Genomic DNA, 20,970 nt, shown 5'->3' with positions numbered 1-20,970 from the left:
TTAACCGAATGATATCAACCAAATAAATTATAACAATTCTTAATATTTACGAATAATTAACAAGGAATTGTCTTCTATCAAACAGGATCACAATTTTCAACAGATTGAAAAGATTTCCATAGCTTAAAGCAATTTCATAAACAGATTTCAGAACCAAAGCTAAAAAAAGCGGAATATCGGGCAGGCCAATTCCAAATGCTCCCAAAACTCCCCCTTCTATAACGGAAATGGAAGAATTTATCAACCGGGACTGCTTGGAATGCTGGTCTAAACGCTTCAAATATCTTTTTTCGGCTCTTTTTTCTATGGCAAATCATATTCCAACAATATCCTATCTTTATCATAAGTTTTCTCAATATAATTTATGTTCTTCTTTTTTTATTTGTTTCACATGCTTGTCCATTTGCCGTCTCATATATGTCTGCCTCTCTTTCCATGAATCCTTATACTTCGTGACTTTGAAATAGCATGATAATCCCATTGCACATCGAACGGATACATTTTCAGGAAAAACCAGTTCGAAAAGTTTACAGATATCCTTTCTGCCTTCCTTTATACATATTATGATTACTTATATCATATGATTAGATGTGCCTACATAGCACTTCAAGGAAAAGGCACCCTACATGATAGAGCAAAGGTCTAACTCCTGTCGGCCTTTGCTCTTTTTTATACGCCGCCAATTCCGGATCCTTCTTTGCTTTTTGTCCGCCTCTGTTTATTCACCAGCAATGTACGCGTTTAAATATTGATTTCTCTGATATAGACTTTAACTTCGCATATTTGAATCATTTCTTCAGCCATACCAGACTGGCTTAGGCAATTATGGAACGTTTCCACCACTTTTTCATCTGCCATGGCAACAGCATTTTGAATATCTGCCATACAAGATTCATTGATACTTCCACAATAGTGAACCGCTTCTCCTATCATGCCGCTTGCGACGTATGCAACTTCATTGGCACACTGCATAACAATGGATTCATTTTTCTGATCAAAATCTGGAATAGTGAAATTAATAATCACTTCATATAGTTTGGTCCCTTTTGACCCGCAGGGGACTTCCACCTCCTGGCAATGATCGAAATAACAGACTCTTCTTGTACATTTCGAGGGATACGGCTCATTGATTTTAAACCCCCATATCTTGACTTCAAAGCTTGGCATGATAACCTCCAAAATAAATCCTACGATTTAGTATATGATACATATGCTAAAAAGTAGATCAAAGAAGACACCCATCGACAGGCATTTTCAAAAAGGAGGAAATAACTTCCGAGACACTCTGGGACTAAACAACACGATCTGCAGCACAAAAAATAAAAAAGCCCAGCAAATGCCAGACTTTTTGAGTGGAGCAGACGGGAGTTGAACCCGTGTCCAAAAACCAATCCCCTGTTCTTCTACTATCATAGTCAGTTTATTGACATTCCCTCCACTGCCCGGGAACTAACACCCTGACAGCTTCAGTAGCTTCATATTACGTCCGCATGCTCAAAGCTTTGCACACGTCGTTTCTCACATCGTCGATGCCGGGATCTTAAAGTGTGAGTGCCTTAAGGCCGACAAGCTGCATTAAGCAGCTAATGCTAATTCGTTATTGTTAGCGTTTATATTTAGGTTTGCCATTTGACGCATCGCATACGGATAGCTTCACCAGCTTCATAGCCCCTGTCGAAACCAGTACTGCCCCTGACTGGTACTCTAAAGAGCATTCTCATACTAACATGAATAAAACCAATTGTCAAGACCTCTGATTGATCTGCCCTTCCTGCCCTGCAGCATGATGCCTTCGGACCATTCCCGCCGGGAATGATCCGGCACCCAATTCTTTCCATTAAATTTTTATCCCAAATCTGAAGCACCTGACTCCGTTTACTTCGCCTGCAGTGCAGCCATTGTAAAGTAATTATAAGGCTGGTTAAAATGAGGCAGGAAGAAAATATCGGTCAGCTTTAACCGGTCGATGGTGACCTGTTCCTGGATCGCAAGAGAGAACATGTGTATTGCCATGGAAATATCGTATTCCGAACACAACTGGGCCCCCAGGATGATCCGGGTTTTCTTATCGTAAACGATCCTGATTTTTACTTTGTAATTGTCATGGTCTATAAAGGCCGGTTTCTGAGTATCCTCGTAATCCACTGCCTCCGCATCATAACCCAGCTTTTTTGCTTTTCCATAAGTAATTCCTGTAGAAACCATTTTCAGGTTCCAGATACATATCCCATTGGATCCCTGAACACCGATGGATTCCAGGGGAGTCCCGCAGACATTGTGGGCAGCCACGATTCCGGAACGAACGGCATTGGTAGCCAGTGCAATATAGTTTGTTTTCTGGATGGAGTTGTCAAAAACAGTTGCACAATCTCCGATTGCATATACATCCGGCCGGCTGGTCTGCTGCCGTTTATCTACTAAAAATGCACCGTTGGGGAATAGCTCCAGATCTTCCTTTCCCAACTGATTGTTAGGCTTAAAGCCGATCCCCAGTATTACCATATCAGCATTGTATTCCTTTTTGTCGGTGACCACTTTTTCTACTTTGCCGTTTCCAGTCAGCTTTTTCACGGTTTCCCCATAAACCAGCTCAATGCCATGACTTTCCAGATTTTCAGACATAATATCTGAAAATTCCTGGTCATAATAGCCGGACAGGCAGGTGTGCATATTATCAATCAGGGTAACATTTTTTCCCACTCGGCGAAATGCCTCTGCCAACTCAACGCCGATATACCCTGCCCCTACCACAACCACATTTTTCAAAGAATCATGGTGCAGCTTATCAATGACATCCTTCGCATTCTGAAAAAGCTTTACGTATTGCACGTTGTCCAGCTCTTTCCCCTCAATATCAGGAGAAATGGGCAGGGAACCTGTTGCAAGAATCAGCTTATCGTATTCCTGCTGGTATCTCCGGCCATACTTATCCTCAGCATAAACAAGCTTTTTATCGTAATCAATGCGGTCCACCTTGGTTTCCATGTAGACTTTCGCACCCTTTTCTTCAAAAATATCTTTGCTGCAATAAAACAGGCCTTCGGATGAATGAATCTGGTCTCCGATCCAAAGAGCCATGCCGCAGCCCAGAAAACTGATGTTATCATTGGAATCAAATATAACAACCTTCTTGTCTTTATAATGATCTAAAATTGTGTTGATTGCTGCCGTTCCGGCATGGTTTGCTCCGATTACCACAATGCGTTCCATAAATAACCTCCTTAAGAGTTGTTTTTCTAATTATAACATATCGTTAAAATAAAAACAATTATTATTATTAAAATTCCTCTGTTATTTTTTCCACAAAATTTTCCTGCTACAGATCATCCAACAGTGCACTGCTTTTTGCATAGGCCGTACTTTTCGCTTCAAAAAAGTCTGTTTTGATCAGATTGGCATTGCTGAACTGGTTAACCCATGACATACTTTCCGGCTCCTTGTCATGCCCCTCATAAATGCGGCCCCAGCCAAGGCTTGCACACCGTAAATTTCCCAGATACATGATGTAGTCCGTAATCATTTCCTTCGTAAGCCCGGGTACCTCATCTCCGATGGCATAGCATCCCCAGGCAATCTCCTGTTCACAGCCTTCCTTAATCATGGTGCGGTAAACCTCTATCCGCTCCCTGGAAAACAGCTTTGGCTCCTCCTTTTCCAGTTCCAGAATGATATTGCGGAACAGCCACAAATGTGTGTTCTCATCCCGGTTGATATAACGGATCTCCTGGGAAGAGCCGGTCATTTTATGATTCCGTCCCAGATTATAAAAGAACATAAATCCGCTGTAAAAATATACGCCTTCCAGGATAAAATTTGCCACAACCGTCTTCATAAAGGCATATGGGCTTTTGTCCTTTTGAAATTCATTATACAGGTCGCCGATAAAGGTATTCCGGGCAAGAAGACGGGGGTCGCTCTTCCATTGATAGAGCACATCATTCCGCGTCTGTGGCTCACAGATGGTATCCAGCATATAACTGTAGCTCTGACTGTGAACCGCCTCCTGAAACGTCTGAATAGAAAGACAGAGATTGATCTCATTGGCAGTCACATATTCCCCGAGAGCCGGAAGATTGGCTGTCTGGATGCTGTCTAAAAAAACCAGAAAGGATAATATTTTATCATAGGCTCTCCGTTCCTGGGGGCTTAACAGGGGATAATCCTTTCTATCCCTGCTTAAATTAATTTCTTCAGGTATCCAGAAATTATTCATGGCCTGGCGGTACCAGTCACTGACCCAGGTGTATTTCATGTTATTAAAATCATTGAGGTTTGTAGTGTTGCCGTTGATCATCCGCCGTTTTCTTACCTCGGTCTCCCCATCCGGATGAAACAGGGGTCTTTTTTTTAATTGTTCCATATCAATCGTTTCACTTTCTACAGTTTGATAGCTGCCGTCCCTTAACTGGAGCAGGCTTCGCATTCTTCCACTTCCAGACTCCTGGACCGGATGTAATAAATGGTTTTCACGCCGCATTCCCAGGCCAGGATATAGAGTCCCAGCACCTGGCGAAGAGTATAGTCATTGGTGATGTAAAGGTTCATGCTCTGGGCCTGGTCCACATGGCGCTGGCGTACGCCGGCCGCCCGTACCGACCACTTCTGGTCAATGTAATGGGCATTTTTATACTTCCAAAATGTTTCCGGCGATAAATCCGGTGCCACCCGGGGCACCAGACCGCTCTTTTTTTCCTCCAGATAATACCGGTTCAGGACAGGATCCAGCCCTGCCGTGGTTCCGGCGATCATGCTGGTACTGCTGGTTGGCGCTATGGCAAGAAGCCAGCCGTTTCTCATGCCGTAAGCTGCCACCTTTTCCCGTAGGCTCTTCCATTTTTCAGAGCAATATCCCCGTTTGTCAAAATACGCTCCCGTCTGCCATTGGCTGCCTTCAAATAAGTCATATCTCCCTTTTTCCCTGGCAAAATCACAACTGGCCTGGATAGCAGCATAGTTAATTGCCTCAAACACCCGGTCAGAGAATTCCAGATGCTCCTGAGATTCCCAGGAGATTCCATTCTTTGCCAGCATGTGGTGGTATCCGCTCACTCCAAGCCCCACCGGCCGGTAGCGAAGATTGGTGACCTTTGCGTAGGGAATAGGGAAAAAGTTTAAATCAATCACATTGTCCAAAGCCCTGACAGCGGATCTGGTCAATTCCGCCAGCTCTTGTGTATCCGTCAAATCAATCTTTCCAAGGGAAAGACTTGCCAGATTACAGACCACAAAATCTCCCGGTTTTGTTACAGTAACAACCACAGTCTCTCCATCCACCCAACGGATCTGCTGCTCTAATTGTTCCACAGTACTCATATTCTGAGCAATTTCCGTACAGAGATTGCTGCAGTAAATCATGCCGCAGTGGCTGTTGGGATTGGCCTCATTAACAATATCCCGGTTAAAGGTAAAGGGCGTTCCTGTCTCCACAGCACTTTTTAACACCAGGCGTATGATGTCCTTTATGGGGATGATACGCTTGTGGATGCGGCTGTCACTGACGCAGTCCAGATAACGCTCTTCCCACTGGATTCCATAAAAGTCTTCAAGTGCCCAGCCCTTTACCGTCAGGATCTCATGAGGGCACATTAAATACCAGTCCCCTTCTATGTTCTCCTTTGCCTGCTTCCAGAACAAGTTGGGATAACAAACCCCGGGGAAAACATCATGAGCCTTCATGCGGTCATCTCCGTTATTGGTCTTAAGGGTGAGAAATTCCGGAAGATCCTTATGCCACACATCAAGGTAAACAGCCACCGCTCCCTGACGCATCCCAAGCTGGTCCACGGCCACTGCAGTATCGTTCGCCAGCTTGATCCAACGGACCACACCTCCCGCAGCTCCTTTAAAACCGCGAATGGCGCTTCCTGCGGCACGGACCTTTCCAAAATAAAGACCCATTCCTCCTCCGAATTTGCTGACTTTTGCAAAGCTGTCAATGCTCCGGTAAATGCCATCCAGGCTGTCCGGCACCGTATCAATAAAGCAGGAGGAAAGCTGGTGGTAAGGCTTTCTGGCATTTGAAAGAGTGGGTGTTGCCATGGTTACCTTTAAGGTACTGAGCATATGGTAAAACCGTTTTACCCAAGCCTCCCGGTCAACCGTTTCATTCATAGCAAGATGCATGGCTATTCCAAGGAACATCTCCTGAGGAGTTTCCAGAGGCGCATTCTGATGGCTGCGGATCACATACCTGTTAAGCAGAAGTTCCAGCCCGGAATAATTAAACAAATGGTTTCTGGTCTGATCCATATACCCTTCGAACCGTTGGATTTCTTCTTTGTTATAATTCTCCAGAATGTAATCTCCATAAAGTCCCTCTTCTGTCAGAAAACATATTTTATCAAAAAAGCTTCCAATCTTCCGCCTGCCAAGTTCTTCCTTTAACCGGATATTAAAACGCACCATAAGAAGCCTTGCTCCTATATACTCCCAGTCCGGCGCTTCCTGGGTGGTCAGCTCCACTGCCGCCTGGATCAGCGCCCCCAGCCGTTCCTCCAGGTTCATGTTCTTCTTGCAGAATCCTGTGAATTTTATGGAGAGGTGTTTTAAATCATAGGATGCTGATCCCCACTCCTGCCGGATCCCATCCAAAACTTCTTCCAGCTCCCCCAACTCTTTAAAGGATTCCAGAATTTCCTGTTTTCCGTTTCTATTATCCATTTCATATTCCTGCCATTCCAGATTTATATTGATATCAATAACTGTTATTGTATCTCACATGTAAAAATATACCACAAGATATAGTTAATTTCAACCATACACCCACAAAATATTCCCTGTTCATCCATTTTTTCTTTTTCACCATAAATGGAAAAACGCCTGAAACCTTAGTAAATAAGATTTCAAGCGTATTATACCGAATATCAATAAATTCTATCTGGCGCCGCGTACAAACGGCTTTCCAAGGCCTTCCGGTCCATGACTCTTTCCAACCGAACCCAACAGGGCAGCCAAGGTGATCAGATAGGGCAGCATGGACAATGCCTGAGAGGGGAGAGGAACTCCGATTGCCTGAAGGCGGATCTGCAAAGCATTGGCAGATCCGAACAATAAAGCAGCTCCCAGCATACCAAAAGGAACATAACGCCCCAGGATGACAGCCGCCAAGGCAATGTAGCCTCTTCCAGAGGTCATATTTTCTGAAAAATTCCCCACCTGTACTAGAACCAGATAAGCACCTCCGATTCCCCCAAGCACCCCGTTTAAGATCATGGAAATATACTGGTACCGGTAAACAGGAATCCCTGCCGAATCTGCGGAACGTGGGTTCTCGCCAATGGCAGCAAAGGAAAGACCGGTGTTTGTCTTTTTATAAAAAAATGATACGCCCACGACCATGAAATACAAGAGATAGGTCAGGATGTCCTGATAAAAGAACGCGTTACCAATCAGGGGAATGTCAGCGAGCACCGGGATCCTCAGCCTCATAATCGGCTGGATTTGCTGGTAGGATTGTCCGCCTGACATGAGTTTATATAAAAAGCTGGTCACTCCAAGGACAAATATATTGATGGCAATTCCGCTGACCGACTGGTCCTTGGACAGCCTGATGGACAAAATCCCATGGATCATGCTGACAGCCGCTCCCCCCGCTGCGGCGCAAAAAAGCCCCACTGGTATACTTCCTGAGAAAAATGTGCCTGCAAAAGAGAAAAAAGCACCGGAAAGCATAACGCCTTCCATACCAATATTCAGTATTCCGCTTTTTTCCGAAATCGTCTCCCCAAGCCCTGCATAGGCAAGAGGCACTGCCATACGTACGGCTGCCGATAAAAAGGCAGTCAGAAAGCCGACGGTTAAAATCTGGTCCAGCATCTATTTTCCCTCCCTTGCTCTCATTTTTCCGGCCAGAAGCTCCCTGCCCAGAATCAGCAGCACAATAAAACCGATGAGAAAATCCACAATGGAGGACGGAACCCCCATCTGCCTTTGCATGGAATTTGCCCCTACCTCCAGCGCAGCAAATAAAACAGAGACCACAAGCACTCCGGCCGGATGATTGGAGGCCAGAAGAGTGATAAGAATTGCTGTATAGCCGCAGCCTCCCGACATGCCTTCAAGCAGTTTTTTCTGAACTCCCAGTACCTCCACAGCTCCTGCAGTTCCCGCAAGGCCGCCGCTCAGCACCGCCGACAGAATGATGTTTTTCACCACTGAAATACCATTGCATGCCGCAGCCCGTTTGTTAAAACCGACGACTCTGAATTCATAGCCTGCTGCTGTTTTTTCCATGAGAAACCAAACAAAGAGCACGGCACCAAGGGCTATAAAAATGCCCGTATGGACTCTGGTGGGGGCTAGAAAACGCAAAAGTACTGCAGATGCATCGATCTTTTCCGATTGGGGGATACTTCCGGCCGGATCCATGAGAAAGGTCCGGACTGCGATTCCTAGAAGATTTATGGAAATATAATTAAGCATAATGGTACATATGATCTCTGAAATTCCAAGCTTAGCCTTTAGGATTGCCGCCGCAAGGGCCCATAATCCGCCCAGCAGGAAACCGCAGGCAATGGCAAGGATGATCCGGAAAACACCAGGGACTGCGGTGGCATTGATTGCCACCCAGGCGGAAGCAAGCGCCCCTATGTAGAATTGTCCTTCCCCGCCAATATTAAAAAATCCGGTCCTAAAAGCCACGGAGCAGCCAAGCCCGGTTAAGATCAGAGGAGTTGCTTTCACAAACACTTCCCCGAAGCCGCTTGTACTGCCGAAAATTCCGTTAAAGAACATCTTGCTTGCCGTGAGAGGATCAGCACCTGACAAAAGCACAAGAATGGCCGCCGCCCCAATGGAAATCAAAGCGAGCTTCACCACTTCAGCCGCCTTTAACTGTTTCATCTGGTTCATGGCTTTCCTCCTTTTTTGTCACTCCGCCCATGTAAAGCCCGATTTTAAATACATCGGCTTCTTCTCTGTCAAGAACACCCATGATCCGGCCTTCAAACAGAACTGCGATCCTGTCACTTAATGAAAGGATCTCATCCAGATCCGCAGAAATGAGCAATACACTCTTTCCCTGGTTTTTCTGTTTCATCAGAGTCTGATGGACAAATTCCGTTGCTCCGATATCCAATCCTCTCGTAGGCTGGCTGGCAACAATCAATCTTGCCTCCGGGGATATTTCACGGGATAAAATCACCTTCTGCTGGTTTCCGCCGCTCATCAGCTTAACCGGCGTCCTGATCCCGCTTTTTCCAGAAGTGCGGATCCCATACTCTGCCACCGCCTCCAAAGCCAGGCTTTCCGCCTGCTTGTGGTTCAGGATCCTGTTTTTTGAAAAAGGCTGCCGGTTATAGCTACGCAGGATCATGTTTTCCGTTACCGTCATATCTGCAACCAGACTGTCCTGGTGCCGGTCATCGGATATATAGGAAATGCCCTTGTTAAAACGCTCTTTAACCGTTCTGCTGTCAATGGCTTCCCCTTCAAAGAAAATGGTTCCTTCCGTATGCTTACGGATTCCCGTGATCACCTCGGAAAGCTCCTTTTGCCCGTTACCTTCCACTCCGGCAATTCCAAGTATCTCACCTTTATAAACCGTAAGACAGATGCTGTCCAGGGACTTTTTGTTTCCATGTCTTTTCAATAAGGAAACACCCTCAAGTCTTAAGGCTGTTTCCTCTATCGGTTTCTTCCGCTCCGCCATGCCAGGGGATAGAGGCCTGCCTATCATATGGGCGGACAATTCCTCCGGGGTTGTATTTTGCGTGATGAAATCCTTAACCGCCTTGCCATCCCTTAAAATAGTGACCTTGTCACTGATTGCCATGATTTCACTTAAGCGGTGAGTGATGATGATAATCCCATGTCCCTCTTCCTTTAACCGCTTTAATACCTGAAAGAAATTTTCCGTTTCCTGCGGGGTCAGAACTCCTGTGGGTTCATCTAAAATCAGCAAATCTGCCTTCCGGTATAATGCCTTTAAGATCTCCACTCTTTGCTGTTCCCCCACGGATAAGCTGCTCACCTGTTCATAAGGATTTACAAACAGGCCGTATTTTTCAGCCAGCAGGCAGATCTCCTCTGCTGCCGCCTTTCTGTCAAGGACCTCTTTCTTACGTCCAGATCCCAGAATAATGTTGTCAAGCACTGTCATCCGGTTCACAAGAGAAAAATGCTGGTGGACCATGCCGATCCCCCGGCTGATGGCATCGGCCGGAGATTGGAACCGGGCTGTTTTACCTTTGTAAAGGATCTCTCCCCCATCCGGCTGATAAATACCGAACAAGATATTCATAAGCGTCGTCTTTCCTGCCCCGTTTTCCCCAAGCAGGGCATGGATTTCCCCCTGTTCCACGGACAGGCTTACATCCTGATTGGCGTAGACGCCGGAAAATGCTTTTGTGATGTGTTTCATCTCCAATAATGCCATAGCAAAGCTCCCTATCTGACCTTTGTATCACATGGAACCGTAAATTCTCCTGATGTAATGGCTGATACCTTTTTTTCAATCTCTGCCTTCACCTCATCCGGGATCTTAACTTCTAACTCATGGTAGGACGCGATGCTGACCGCTCCTTCCTTCATTCCCAGTTCATAGATTCCTCCTGCAAAGGTTCCTTCTTCCACAGTCTTGAATGCGGCCTCAATCACCTTTGGGATATGGTATACGGAAGAGGAAAGCACTGTTTCCGGAGCCAGCCCGTTCTGGTCATAGGAATCACCGGTAGCATAGATTTTTCCTTCCTTTGCCGCATTGATGGCACCAGTGCCGGATTCATTGGCACAATGGCCGATGACATCGGCTCCATTGTCGATCATCGCCTGGGCAGCTTCTTTTCCAAGAGCCGTATCCGTAAAGGAGCCGGTCCATGCAGTCTGAACTTCGATGTCAGGCTTTACCGATTTTGCGCCGTCTTCAAAGCCATTCATGATTTTTACAAGGGAGGCTCCCTGAATAGGACCTACAAAGCCGATCTTATTGCTTTTTGACATTCCTGCAGCAAGCATTCCCATGACGTAACCGCCTTCTTCGCATTTGGTCACATAGGAAGCTACATTGCCGGCGGAAACCTCTCCTTCTGTTACAATAAATTTTGTATCCGGATACTGCCCGGCTACTTCAACCGCAGGGTCGCCGAACTCATACCCATGACCGATCACCACATCAAAACCATTGGCGGCATAATCGGCAAATGCGGCTTCTATATCATCAGGAGTCAGATTTTCCGTATAGGCGGTTTCACAGCCATAGTCGGATTCCAAAAGCTTTAATCCATCATAGGCGGCCTGGCACCAGCCCATGTCGTTCGCAGCACCGGAAAGACAAAGTGCTACCTTTAAGGTTTTTGAAGTCTCAGCCTTTGTTCCTGCCTCAGCCTTGGTTCCTGTCTCTTCCCGGACCTCTTTTGTCTCTGCGGTTTTGCCGCAGCCTGCCAAAGATGCTGCCGCCATGGAGGCAGCAAGAACCAGGGCTGCCAGCTTTCTCATGTTTTTCATAATGTTTCTCCTCTCTTGTCGTCAACTGTGTCATCATTGCTTTATGGTTTCAATATCCGGATCTGGGTATGAGTGATATAACCGGAACTCTGGTTTTCCACAAACTGATCCAGAATATTAAAATTTATGGTAAGATCTTCAAAATCCAAATCCGGCCTCGCATTGCGGAGGCGTTCAATGGTTGCAGGAACTGTTTCATAAGAACCTAAATGGTAACCGCACAAAAAATCACCGGAAGGGATTCTGCGTATCTGGTCCTTTCTCACATGATCCGGCAACGGCTCTTCTGAGGGATATAAATAGGCTCCGAAATATTTCTCTTCCCCCTGATAGAAGGCAATGGTGGGATAAAAATAGAAGGAATTCTGCCGGTAAAGAGATTCTTCCTCTCCAATGACAAGGTAGGCCCTGTCCTCAAAATGGCGGATGGTGATTTCATCCGTATGAATTTGGTTCATCTCTTCCTCAATAAACCGAAGCTTTCTCTGAATGGCCTCATCAATGGATATCAGCTCCTTCCATTGCCTGTGAAGCTCCTCGGAACGCTGCTTCAATGACTCCAGGGCAGAACCGGCATGCTGAGTACTCCTCTGCTTTGTTATTTCCTCCAGGGAATACCCAAGCTTTCGCATATAGCATATGGTTGCCAACTCATAGATCTGGTCAAATTCATATTTTCTCCTGCCGTTTTTCATCTCCCGCATTCTTGGTTTAAAAATGTCTATGCTGTCGTAATAATACAGGGTCTGTATATTCAGCCCAAAAAGGGAACTCATCTCTCCAATGGATAAAAAGTCCTTCAAACCGCTTTCCTCTTCTTTCCGTGGTCAGGAGGCTTACAGAAAACGGCGGAATGCCTCACTCGGTTTCCGGATCACCCTGGTGCAGACCGCCTCTCCCTCTGAAGCCAGCCTTTTTTCGTCCACTCCCGTGATCACGCCATCCTGATAAACCACTTTTCCATTAATCATAGTGAGCCATACGTTTCCTGTCAAGCCAACTCTTGCAAGGAGGTTCTTGGGGTCATGAACCGCCCCTGCAAGCTCTAAGGCCTCCCCGTCGATCATAAAAAGATCAGCCGCCTTTTCTGGTTCCAGAGAACCTAAATCCTGCCTTCCCAGGGTTTTTGCCCCGTTAACGGTAGCGATTTTCAACATATCATAAGCTGACACACAGCCGCCTCTTTCCTTCGTATGATAAGCCTGCATCATGTAAGATACGCGAAGGGCATCCAGTAAATTGGAGCTGTCATTGGTTGCGGACCCGTCACAGCCTAAGCTTATGAGAACGCCGGCCTCCTGCATTGCCTTAATATCAAGAATGGGAAACCCACCCAGAACAGCCGGCGTGGGACAATGGGACACTCCGGTTTTTGTTTCGGCCAGTAAGCGGTATTCTTCCGGAAGCACTTCCCAGTTATGGGCATACCAGACATCTTCTCCTATAAAGCCGATGTCCCGGCACCATTCCAGGGTACGCTTTCCGTACCGGGACCTGATCCCCTCCGTCTCCCCTTCCCCTAAATGAGTATGCATCCGCACGCCCATGCTTCTGGCTGCCGCCACAGTTTCAATAAACGTTTCCGGCCGGCAGTTAATGGGCTGGCAAGGCGCCATGACGATCTGGCGCATGGAATAGGGCTTTGGATCGTGATAAGAACGGATGAGCCTTTCACAGTCCTTTAAAAATTCACCGGTGGTCTCCAGCATAAGATCCGGAATCGAACTTCCCTCGCTCCGGGGAAGCGTGTTGCTGCCCCTTCCTGCATGATAGCGGATCCCCATAAGATCCGCCGCCTCCATCTGCCGGTCCACCGGATCCTTGCCGGTTTTATTGGTATAGCAGTACTGGTGGTCAAAGGCGCAGGTGCAGCCATGTTTGATGAGATCGGCAAACGCCGTAAGAGTCGAATAGTATATGACATCATTATCAATGATCTGGAAAATCCGGTAGATTTTATCGATCCAGTCCATAACCGTAAGATTGGGATAATCAATGGTGATCAGATTCCTTACAAAGGTTTGAAAGAAGTGATGATGGGTGTTAATCAACCCGGGATATACAAATTTTCCTGTTCCGTCAATGACCTGTGCACCCTCACTAACAATCCCAGGGCCTATGGCTGTAACCTTAGGTCCTTCTATCAGGATATCAGTCTCCTTGTACACATGGTCATTTTCATCGCAGGTCACAATTGCTTTGGCATTTTTTATCAGTAATTTTGAAGCCATGGTATTCCTCCGTTTCCATCGGGGCATCCTGCCGCCGTTTAAAATTGAGGTCATTATATATCCTATAGCAGCTATAGCTTCAAGCTGGAAATACCAACTGATTCATTAAAAAAATTTATGATTATTTTATAATTTTCTTATAAACATGCTTTTGGTTCTTATTCACCGGCAAAAGATCCTCCGGACTTTTTTAAATCCAGTTCTACAAACAGTCGGTCTGCTGCTGTCCTGTACTCCAGCAGATTCTGGGACTTGCGGATTCTTTTTCCATGCTTTTCGCCCCCCTCAAACATCCGGATCATATACGCCCACAGCTCTTTCATCTTAAATAGAACATTGCGGTCCCCGGACATGATTTCTTCATATCCTCTCAGGACCTCATCATGGAAGGCCTTTAACCGTCCTTTCTCCAGGTTTTCCCCTCCCTTTATTTTCCTTACAAGACCTGGATTTGCCACCAGTCCTCTCCCAAGCATGACTCGGTCTATTGAGGGAAAGTCCGCGGTGAATCTCTCAAAGTCTTCCGCGGAAAACAGGTTTCCATTATAACATAAAGGAAAATTACTTATGGAAACCGCATCTTTCACAGACTTCCAGTCAGGTTCATTTCTGTAAAAATCCTTCTGGATCCGGGGATGGACAATCAGCTCCTCTATGGGATATTTGTTATAGATTTCCATAAGCCTTCCAAATTCCTCTGAGCTGTCCTTACCGATTCTGGTTTTTACGGAAACCTTCATGTCCAGTGCAGAAAAAATCTGATCAAAGAAAGCCTCCAGCAGGTCCGGCTCCCCCAGAAAGCCTGCTCCACGGCCTTTGGAAACCACCGTAGGAGAAGGGCAGCCCAGATTTAGATTCACTTCCTCATATCCATACCGCTTCAGCTCTTTTGCCGCCCAAATAAAATCATCTCCCTTATTGGTGAGAATCTGAGGAATCACATGCAAATCCTTGTTATGCTCCGGCAGAAAATCATTTATTTCCCTGGAGGTGAACTTCCGGTTCTGGGTGGGTACGATAAAAGGAGTAAAATACACATCCATCTGATCAAAAAACATATGGTGGGCATTCCGGTAGATATAGCCGGTAATTCCCTCCATGGGGGCAAAATAATACTTCATATCCTGGTCTCCGTTATCTAAATATTTTATATCGGTTCATTTTACCATATGAAACAAAAAATTCATAGAAGGTCATTTACAGAATCTGACAAGAAGTGATATAATGTAATACATAATGCCATTATTCTGGAGGAACGATCATGACTCATTTAAAAAACTTACTGCCTGCAGCCGCAAAGACTCTTTTACTAGCCGTCCTTATTTCCACCACTTCCTCTTCCGTCACATGGGCAGAAGAAGAAACCGGGCCGGCCTTTGCACCTCCGGTAACCAAAATAACAGCCCCTGAAATCGGACCGGGTATGCGGAACAACTCCAATTTTGTTGTAGTCCTGGATCCTGGTCACGGGAAAACCGGCGGACATTATTCCGGCTGCCACTTTGAATACAACGGAATTACTTATTATGAAGATGAGATCACCATGAAGATCGCCTCCTATACAAAACAGTATCTGGAACAGAATTCCAACTATACCGTTTATTTAACAAAGGACAGCGCAGAAACAACCGTCCCCCTGGACCAGCGGGCCGCCTTTGCCGCCTCTGTCCATGCAGACCTTTTTGTAAGTCAGCATGTGGACTCAGCTTTGGGGAACGGTACGGTAAAAAATGCTTATGGTGTAAGCTCCATGGCTCCCAGGACCGGCCGCTATAACAACGAACTGGCCGTTCAGTCCCAGGACGCCGCCAATACCATATTAAAGCAGTTAACCACTCTGGGGCTTCATAACCGGGGCCTGATCCTCAGGGATTCCGAGAACGGAACCTTATTTCCAGACGGCAGTCAGGCCGATTATTATGCCATTCCACGCTATTCCCAGATGTACGGGATCCGTGGCTTTATCATTGAACACGGCTTTTTGAACCATACCAGCGACTTGACCCTGTTTTTATCTACGGAAGTACAGTATAAGGCACTGGGAGAGGCCGACGCAAGAGGCATCATGGAATATCTGCAAAAAGCTGGAAAATCCACTTTCGCACAGACAGCTCAAGCAGCTCAGGCTTCCCAGACTGGTCAAGCTTCTGAGAATACCAATAACCAGAATGCAGGAACCGTTGCCCCTCCTCCTGTCTCTGAAAGCAAGGGGCCGGGGGTAAGCTGAAAACTGCCGGTCAACTCCTTATGATATGGTGTATATTCATTACCAGACGAAAAAGGCACTTACGTTGTCCTTGGCATCCCTGCCCCTCACATATGAAGGGCAGGGATTTTTTCTTTGGTTAAATCGTATTTTTTTTAACGAATACTGAAACAAAAAACCTTCAAGCCCGGCAGATCATCTGCCGACAGCTTGAAGGTTTTATTTGCCGGTCAAAGCCGCAATCTTACTCTTCAACAAACATGTCCTTACCAACTCCGCAAACCGGACAAACCCAATCTTCTGGTAAATCTTCAAAAGCAGTCCCTGGCTCAATACCAGAATCCGGATCACCGATTTCAGGATCGTACACATATCCGCAAGGCTCACAAACATACTTTCCCATCCTATCACCTCCTTTAACTTCACTGTGCTTTCTTTATAGCATATTATACCATTTTTATCAATAGATTTGTTTTACAAGTCCCATATTTATATATCATCAATTAAGGCAAATCTCCGGAAACTCTGTGATTTATAAAAAATCTTCTCTCATAGGCGTAAAAATATCTACTAAAATCCCCTTTTCAAGGCAAACACAGCCATGGACAATGCCATCCTGCTTTAAAAGAGTGTCCCCAGCCTCTACAACTTTAGTCTCTTCTCCAATGGTAAACTCAAACTTTCCGCTGGCAACATAGGTGATCTGGGTATGAGGATGGCTGTGAAGTTTTCCCACTGCCCCCTTTTCAAACTGGTTTTCCACACACATCATACCATCACTGTATGCCAGAATCTTTCTGATAACGCCTTCGGCTGCCTGTTCTCCTTCTATCTCACGATTGAATACCCATTTCTGATCTTTTTCCGGTTTTCTCATTTTATTTTCTCCTTGCTTCTTTTCTGCAATATTCTAGTTCCAGCTTTTCCAAACCTCCGGCCGGTATCCAACCGCAGCCAGTTTTCCGTTTCTGACAATAGGGGTTTTTAATACCTGCTGGTTTTCCAGGATCTTTTCATCCTTATCCTCATCAGCAATGTAACGGATAAGGGACAGGGCTTCCTGGTCCCTGCAGTTTTCATCAAGCATAGCGCCAAGTCCTCCCACAGCCTGTCTGACACCCTGGTATTCGCCTTTGCTCATTCCCTTTTCCTTCATATCAATAAACTGGTACTTGATTCCCCGTTCCTTGAAATAGCGCTCTGCCTTTCTGGTATCAAAACATTTTTTTGTTCCAAAAATCTGTATGTTCATGGGATTTGTCAACCTTTCTGGTACCATCCTTTTGATAGGCCCATTTTAACACAGGGAACCGCTGATTTCAATCCATAATCAGCGGTTCCCTAATTTCAAAATCCTATTTTACATACCGGTGCAGCGTCTTTCTGACCGCTCCGGGACCTTCCAGCATTTCACAAAGCATGACTTCTATCGTTCCGGACAGACCTGCTTTAACCAGATCGGTTCCAAAAAGAAGGGGATTGGACAGGATCTCTTCAAGCCCTTCCTCTCTGCCAGGCCTTTCTCCCAGCCTGATTCCCTTTAACTGTTCTTTTAATTCTGAGAGCATGGGATCACTGCTGATATCCATGGCATTTCCTTTATCATCCACGCCCAGGAGGTAACGGAGCCAGCCGGCAATCGAGAGAGGAATCGCCGTTAAGGTCTGCACATCCAGCTTATCATCTGCCAGATAAGCCTTTATGGTTTCTCCAAACCGGATAGGGATCTTCTGGCTGGTATCGGTTGCAATTCTCTGGGGAGCATCGGGGATAAACGGATTGGGGAGACGGTATTTAATGACCTCTCTGATAAACTCCTCAGGACTCAAGATCCCAGGATCCGTAACCACCGGCAGGCCTTCCCTGTAGCCAATCCGTTCCACAAGAGCTGTTAAATCCTCATCCCTCATCTCTGCGGCAATGCTATTGTATCCCAGCAGGCAGCCAAATACAGCCAGAGCCGTATGCAGGGGATTTAAACAGGTGGTGACCTTCATCCGCTCGGTTTTGTTTACCGTATCCCGGTCCGTCATGTATACTCCAGCCTTTTCAAGATCAGGGCGTCCGTTTGGAAAACGGTCTTCCACTACCAGATATTGAGGAATCTCTGCATTAACAAAGGGGGCAATGTAAGTGTTTTTGCTGGTGACAATCGGTGCCATGTCTTCGATCCCATCCTCCTCCAGCAGCTTCTGCACCACCTCTGCAGGCCGTGGAGTGATCTTATCGATCATGGACCATGGGAAGGAAACCTTATCCTCATCCTGTACCCAGGAAAGGAAGCTCTTAGAAGCATATCCTTTTTCTGTCCATGCTTCGGCAATAGCAACAATGCTGTCCTTTAACTTCTCTCCGTTATGGCTGCAATTGTCCATACTGACCAATGCCAGGGGAAAGCCTCCTGCCAGATACCGCTTAAGAAGCAGGGATGCCACCACGCTCATGGCATGTCCGGCTTTTTCCGGCCCCTCTTCCATGTCCTTTTCCACCACCGGAAATAGCTCACCCCGGAAATTGGCAAGGGCATAACCTTTTTCGGTAATGGTAAAGCTGACCATCTGAAGAGACGGATTTTCAAAGGCCTGTACCAGATATCCGAAATCTGTTTTATTTCCAACATCAGCCTTTATGCCCCTGGCAACGCTGGCCACTACTTCCCGTTCCATGGTTCCATCAGGTTTTAAGCTGACCAACATGGTCATATTGTCAAAGGGGATATAGATCTTCTCAATTATATCATAATCAAAGGTATCTGCCGCTATGATGCCGCTTTCTTCAAGGCCTAGCTCCAGCAGCCGCTGCTGGAGTACTGCAATGAAACCACGGAAAATATTCCCTGCACCAAAATGGATCCATCTTGGAGACTTGTCCGTAGTCTTTGTCATTTTATCCCAGTCAAATTCCGGCAGCTTTACAAAAGCCTTTTCCCAGGCCTCCCGGTTGGTTAAACAGGACCGATTCAGTTTCATAAAACCATGCCTCCTACTTTTTATTTTTATGGGTTTTATCGATGGCCTCCCAAAGACCTAAGAGATAATTTGCCCCAATGGCCCGGTCATACAGGCCATATCCGGGACGTGCCTGCTCTCCCCAGATCATACGGCCATGATCCGGACGGATATAGCCTTCAAATCCGGATTCATATAAAGCCTCCACTATGGAAAACATATCCAGATCTCCGCAGGAAGAAAGGTGGGCCGCCTCATCAAAATCCTTTTCGGAAATATGACGGACATTCCTGATGTGTGCAAAATGAATCCGCTTCCTGTTTCCAAACTCTCTCATCATGGCCGGAAGGTCATTGCTTAAATCACTTCCCAGACTTCCGGTGCATAAGGTCAGTCCATTATAGGCACTGGTGTTTAAGTCAAGAAAAGTGCGGATATTTTCTGCATTGGTAATCACCTTTGGGAGCCCGTAAAGAGGCCAAGGCGGATCATCGGGATGAATGGCCATCTTTATGTCATACTTTTCCGCATAAGGGACTACCGCATCAAGGAAATACTTCATATTGTCCCAATACTGCTCCCTTGTCATGGACTGGTAAAACTCAATATCCCGGGCCATGGCAGAAAGCCGCTCCGGTTCCCAGCCCGGAAGGGAATATCCTCTGGCTTTTCCTTCCATTGCCTTTGCCATCTTTTCCGGATTCATCTGAAGCACCTCATCATGACGGTAGGCCATGACATAACTTCCGTCTTCTGACGGGGAAGCAAGATCGCTCCTTGCCCAATCCATAACAGGCATAAAATTGTAGCAGAGGCACTTGACCCCTACCATGCTTAAATGCTCCAGGGTCTTTATATAAGCATCAATATACTTATCCCTGGAAGAAAGGCCCTTCTTTATATCCTCATGGATATTGACGCTTTCGATCACTTCCATTTCAAGGCCTGCCTCATGGATCTCCTCTTTTAAGGCTTTTAAGGTCTCCATGGGCCAGACCTGTCCCACCGGTACCTTGGGCAGACAGGTTGCCACGCCGGAAACTCCCGGTGTCTGGCGGATCTGGCCAAGGGTCACGCTGTCATCCCCAAAGGGAAACCAACGCATAATCATCTTCATGGTATAATACCTCCGTTCCTAGCTCCAAATTCTTTTATAAATGCAATAATTATGGCTTTCAAATCCTGCTTTTAGTATATATCTAGTATACTAGTAGTTCAATCAGCACATTCGATAAATATTCTATTTTTTTTTGTTAGTTTTACACAAACAACCAGATGTTAATCTTGGTCCTTCTTCAGATACGCACATAAAAAAACGGTAATAAACGATGAATGCCTATTCATCGATTATTACCGTTTTTTTTTAATTCTTAGGAAATTATATTCTGCGGGTCGGCCAGACTAAGAAACTTACCGGAAATACCCGGGATATTCCCTGCGCAAGGCTTCCTCATCAATCTTATATCTGGATAAATGTTTTTCCATCACATCCTTTGCCGTTTTTCCGTCTTTTGCTGCAATGGCTTCCACCATGGACTGATGGTCGGAAATTGTTTTTAAATCCTTTACTGCTATCAGGGACATGCTGCGTATCCGGTCGAAGTGAATGGTAATGCTGTCCATAAGCTGATAAACCTGGTCTTTGCCGGTTATATGAAACAGCAGCCGGTGAAATTCATCATCCAGCTTAAGAAGCTGCTCAGGGGAACGGTTTTCCAGGTAAAACTCCTGAAGCTTCACATTCTCCCTCAGTTTCATGACAGCATCTTCCCCGGCCATCTTACAGGCAAGCTCCACCACGGCACATTCCAGGACATTGCGCATAAAACGGGCCTCTTCCACCAGATTATAATCGATCAAAGCCACTGCGCTTCCCTTTTGGGGATAAATCTCTACAATTTTCACCTTTGAAAGTTCAATCAAAGCCTCTCTCACCGGGGTTCGGGATAAATGCATTTCTGAAGATAATTCATTTTCGCTCAGCATGCTTCCGGGAATCAGATCAAGATGTATGATATTATCCTTTAACATCCTGAGTGCATATTCCCTTCCAGTCTCTTTGGAATACCGTTCTGTCAGCCGCATACCATGACCTCTTTTCTCAAATTCTGTTATACATAGAATAAGCGAAATCTGTCTCAAT

Annotated in this window: 19 protein-coding genes and 1 other RNA gene; 1 reads left to right on the top strand and 19 read right to left on the bottom strand. The window is 46.0% G+C overall.

Annotated features, from left to right (window positions below; translation table 11 throughout):
* Nucleotides 1–46: 46 nt before the first annotated feature.
* The 13 genes from CLOSA_RS23560 to CLOSA_RS08250 all read right to left on the bottom strand — a co-directional run bounded on the left by CLOSA_RS23560 (nt 47) and on the right by CLOSA_RS08250 (nt 14,794).
* A complete protein-coding gene (locus CLOSA_RS23560; RefSeq protein ID WP_041708571.1) occupies nt 47–280 on the bottom strand; it encodes an EcsC family protein in 234 nt (77 codons plus the stop codon).
* 461 nt (nt 281–741) lie between these two features.
* Nucleotides 742–1,167, bottom strand: a complete 426-nt coding sequence (locus tag CLOSA_RS08300; RefSeq protein ID WP_013272325.1) for a hypothetical protein — start codon at nt 1,165–1,167, stop codon at nt 742–744.
* A gap of 183 nt (nt 1,168–1,350) precedes the next feature.
* Nucleotides 1,351–1,693: a transfer-messenger RNA gene (ssrA, locus tag CLOSA_RS22100) on the bottom strand.
* A 182-nt stretch (nt 1,694–1,875) separates the two neighbouring features.
* On the bottom strand, nt 1,876–3,210 hold the full coding sequence (gene nox / locus CLOSA_RS08295; protein WP_013272324.1) for a H2O-forming NADH oxidase: 1,335 nt from the start codon (nt 3,208–3,210) through the stop codon (nt 1,876–1,878).
* Between the two features lie 106 nt (nt 3,211–3,316).
* Entirely contained in the window at nt 3,317–4,360 is a 1,044-nt protein-coding gene (locus CLOSA_RS08290) for a ribonucleotide-diphosphate reductase subunit beta (protein ID WP_041709028.1), read from the bottom strand.
* 41 nt (nt 4,361–4,401) lie between these two features.
* Nucleotides 4,402–6,660 (bottom strand): ribonucleoside-diphosphate reductase subunit alpha, encoded by a 2,259-nt coding sequence (locus tag CLOSA_RS08285; protein ID WP_013272322.1) that lies wholly within the window; start codon nt 6,658–6,660, stop codon nt 4,402–4,404.
* A 213-nt stretch (nt 6,661–6,873) separates the two neighbouring features.
* A complete protein-coding gene (locus CLOSA_RS08280) occupies nt 6,874–7,815 on the bottom strand; it encodes an ABC transporter permease (RefSeq protein WP_013272321.1) in 942 nt (313 codons plus the stop codon).
* Nucleotides 7,816–8,850 carry an ABC transporter permease gene (locus CLOSA_RS08275; RefSeq protein ID WP_013272320.1) on the bottom strand — a complete coding sequence of 345 codons (1,035 nt, stop codon included), beginning with the start codon at nt 8,848–8,850 and terminating at the stop codon, nt 7,816–7,818. It lies immediately after the preceding gene.
* A complete protein-coding gene (locus CLOSA_RS08270) occupies nt 8,819–10,375 on the bottom strand; it encodes an ABC transporter ATP-binding protein (RefSeq protein ID WP_013272319.1) in 1,557 nt (518 codons plus the stop codon). The genes CLOSA_RS08275 and CLOSA_RS08270 overlap by 32 nt, the downstream gene beginning before the upstream one ends.
* An 11-nt stretch (nt 10,376–10,386) precedes the next feature.
* Nucleotides 10,387–11,442, bottom strand: coding sequence for a BMP family protein (locus CLOSA_RS08265; RefSeq protein WP_013272318.1), 1,056 nt, complete (start codon nt 11,440–11,442; stop codon nt 10,387–10,389).
* 41 nt (nt 11,443–11,483) lie between these two features.
* The gene (locus tag CLOSA_RS08260) at nt 11,484–12,245 is read right to left on the bottom strand and encodes a MerR family transcriptional regulator (RefSeq protein WP_013272317.1); all 762 of its coding nucleotides are present in this window, start codon (nt 12,243–12,245) and stop codon (nt 11,484–11,486) included.
* A 33-nt stretch (nt 12,246–12,278) separates the two neighbouring features.
* Nucleotides 12,279–13,673, bottom strand: a complete 1,395-nt coding sequence (locus CLOSA_RS08255; protein ID WP_013272316.1) for an amidohydrolase — start codon at nt 13,671–13,673, stop codon at nt 12,279–12,281.
* Between the two features lie 158 nt (nt 13,674–13,831).
* On the bottom strand, nt 13,832–14,794 hold the full coding sequence (locus CLOSA_RS08250; protein WP_013272315.1) for a tRNA dihydrouridine synthase: 963 nt from the start codon (nt 14,792–14,794) through the stop codon (nt 13,832–13,834).
* A 140-nt stretch (nt 14,795–14,934) separates the two neighbouring features.
* Here CLOSA_RS08250 and CLOSA_RS08245 point away from each other — a divergent pair, with 140 nt between their 5' ends.
* A complete protein-coding gene (locus CLOSA_RS08245; protein ID WP_013272314.1) occupies nt 14,935–15,900 on the top strand; it encodes an N-acetylmuramoyl-L-alanine amidase family protein in 966 nt (321 codons plus the stop codon).
* A 223-nt stretch (nt 15,901–16,123) separates the two neighbouring features.
* On the opposite strand, the gene rd is transcribed toward CLOSA_RS08245, so the two are convergent.
* The 6 genes from rd to CLOSA_RS08215 all read right to left on the bottom strand — a co-directional run bounded on the left by rd (nt 16,124) and on the right by CLOSA_RS08215 (nt 20,912).
* A complete protein-coding gene (gene rd, locus CLOSA_RS08240) occupies nt 16,124–16,282 on the bottom strand; it encodes a rubredoxin (RefSeq protein WP_013272313.1) in 159 nt (52 codons plus the stop codon).
* A 129-nt stretch (nt 16,283–16,411) separates the two neighbouring features.
* A complete protein-coding gene (locus CLOSA_RS08235) occupies nt 16,412–16,756 on the bottom strand; it encodes a cupin domain-containing protein (RefSeq protein WP_013272312.1) in 345 nt (114 codons plus the stop codon).
* Between the two features lie 33 nt (nt 16,757–16,789).
* Nucleotides 16,790–17,131 (bottom strand): arsenate reductase family protein, encoded by a 342-nt coding sequence (locus CLOSA_RS08230; protein ID WP_013272311.1) that lies wholly within the window; start codon nt 17,129–17,131, stop codon nt 16,790–16,792.
* A gap of 103 nt (nt 17,132–17,234) precedes the next feature.
* Entirely contained in the window at nt 17,235–18,848 is a 1,614-nt protein-coding gene (locus CLOSA_RS08225; protein ID WP_013272310.1) for a mannitol dehydrogenase family protein, read from the bottom strand.
* Between the two features lie 13 nt (nt 18,849–18,861).
* A complete protein-coding gene (gene uxuA, locus CLOSA_RS08220; protein ID WP_013272309.1) occupies nt 18,862–19,944 on the bottom strand; it encodes a mannonate dehydratase in 1,083 nt (360 codons plus the stop codon).
* A gap of 293 nt (nt 19,945–20,237) precedes the next feature.
* Nucleotides 20,238–20,912, bottom strand: coding sequence for a GntR family transcriptional regulator (locus tag CLOSA_RS08215; protein WP_013272308.1), 675 nt, complete (start codon nt 20,910–20,912; stop codon nt 20,238–20,240).
* Between the last annotated feature and the right edge of the window lie 58 nt (nt 20,913–20,970).

It is taken from the genome of [Clostridium] saccharolyticum WM1, assembly GCF_000144625.1.
Classification (GTDB): Bacteria; Bacillota; Clostridia; order Lachnospirales; family Lachnospiraceae; genus Lacrimispora; species Lacrimispora saccharolytica.
The sequence above is the reverse complement of the archived record's forward strand: the minus strand, read 5'-3'. Positions and strand labels throughout refer to the sequence as shown.